This window comes from Streptomyces sp. NPDC007162 (assembly GCF_040634175.1).
GTDB lineage: Bacteria > Actinomycetota > Actinomycetes > Streptomycetales > Streptomycetaceae > Streptomyces.
Window position 1 is genome coordinate 1 of the sequence record NZ_JBEYFC010001016.1, and the last position, 1,332, is coordinate 1,332.

The window sequence follows — 1,332 nt, forward strand, 5'->3', positions numbered from 1 at the left end:
GTGGCGCCGACCACGCGGCTGCTGCCGATGCGGACGTTCATGCCCTCCAGCGACTCGTAGGTGTCGAGGGCGTACTCGTCGGGGCGCAGCGGCAGGTTCTCGATGCTCGCGCCGCCCGCCTGCGGGGCGAACCGCTCGGGCACCGAGTGCTTGTCGAGGACGATCGGAGCGGGCAGGGTGTTGCCGCTGGACGCGACGGTCACCGTGGCCTTGGTCAGTTCGGTGACCGACTGGACGCCGGTGCTCTGGCCGCCCGGGTAGTACTCCTGGACCGTGGCGTCGACGGAGACGCTGTCGCCCACCTTCACGGCGGGCGTGGTCGAGCCGGTGAAGACGAAGACGCCCTCGCTGGTGCGCGGGTCCGCGTCGGGGTTCGGGTCCTGGAACCAGAAGCCCTGCGAGGAGCCGTACGCGCGGACGCCGGTGACGATGCCGGTGACCCCGGAGACGGCCTTGCCGTCGAGCGGCGAGATACGGGAGTCGCCCTGGATGTCGTGGATCTTCGCCGGGGTGGCCGGCGGGGTGCTGGGCGGCGGCGTGGTCGGCGGGTCGGTCGGGGTCGGGCCGCCGCCGGTGTCCCCGGTGTTCTGCGGGGACGGGTCGCCCGCCGTGAAGTCCGCGGCGTTGTCGTCGGTGTCGGCGAGGGAGGCCGAGCGCGCCACGGACGCGGTGTTGCCCGCGCCGGCCGCCGCTCCGTTGCCCTCGTGCACCACCGCGGTGCCGAAGCCGACCAGGTCCTTCACCCGGGGGTCCGCCTGGCAGTCGGCGGCGGTGAGGCAGGTCAGCGGGTCGCTGCCGGTGACCAGGGCGACGGTGCCGTTGGTGCCGGACATGTTGATGGAGCCGGTGGCGTCGGGCGTCGGCAGGGCCTTGGTGCCGCCGGTGCCCGCGGCCTCCTGGACCAGGTAGCGGCCGCCGCCGGCGAGGGAGCCGGTGAGCGGGGTCGACTGCCACTTGGAGGAAGCGGTCGGCGCGCCCGGCAGGTACTGGACGCTGTAGCCGCTCAGGTCCACCGAGCCGCTGCCGGCGTTGCCCAGTTCGACGAAGTCGTTGGTGTACGTGGCGCCGGAGTTGCCGCCGCCTCCGTAGACCTCGGCGATCAGGGCCTCGTGCGAGGCGGCCATGGCGTTGATGCTCAGACCGGCGGTGGCGAGCACGACGGCGCCCGCTATGCCGTAGGGCAGGGCGCGCTTGCGTCTGGCGCTCTGCGGACGCGGCTCGGCGGCCTCGGATGAGGGGTGCTTGAGGTCCTTGCTGTAGCCGGCGTCGCCCGCGTCCGCGGGCGTCCGTGCCCCGTCGGTCCGGGTGGCGACGGCCTGTGCCGTGTCGACG

At 73.8% G+C, this 1,332-nt stretch carries 1 protein-coding gene; it reads right to left on the reverse strand.

Translation table 11 applies throughout. The features are described 5' to 3' along the window. Positions 1-1,157: lamin tail domain-containing protein (locus ABZ646_RS46775; protein ID WP_360533933.1), on the reverse strand; the 1,157-nt coding region annotated here is incomplete at its 3' end. Between the last annotated feature and the right edge of the window lie 175 nt (positions 1,158-1,332).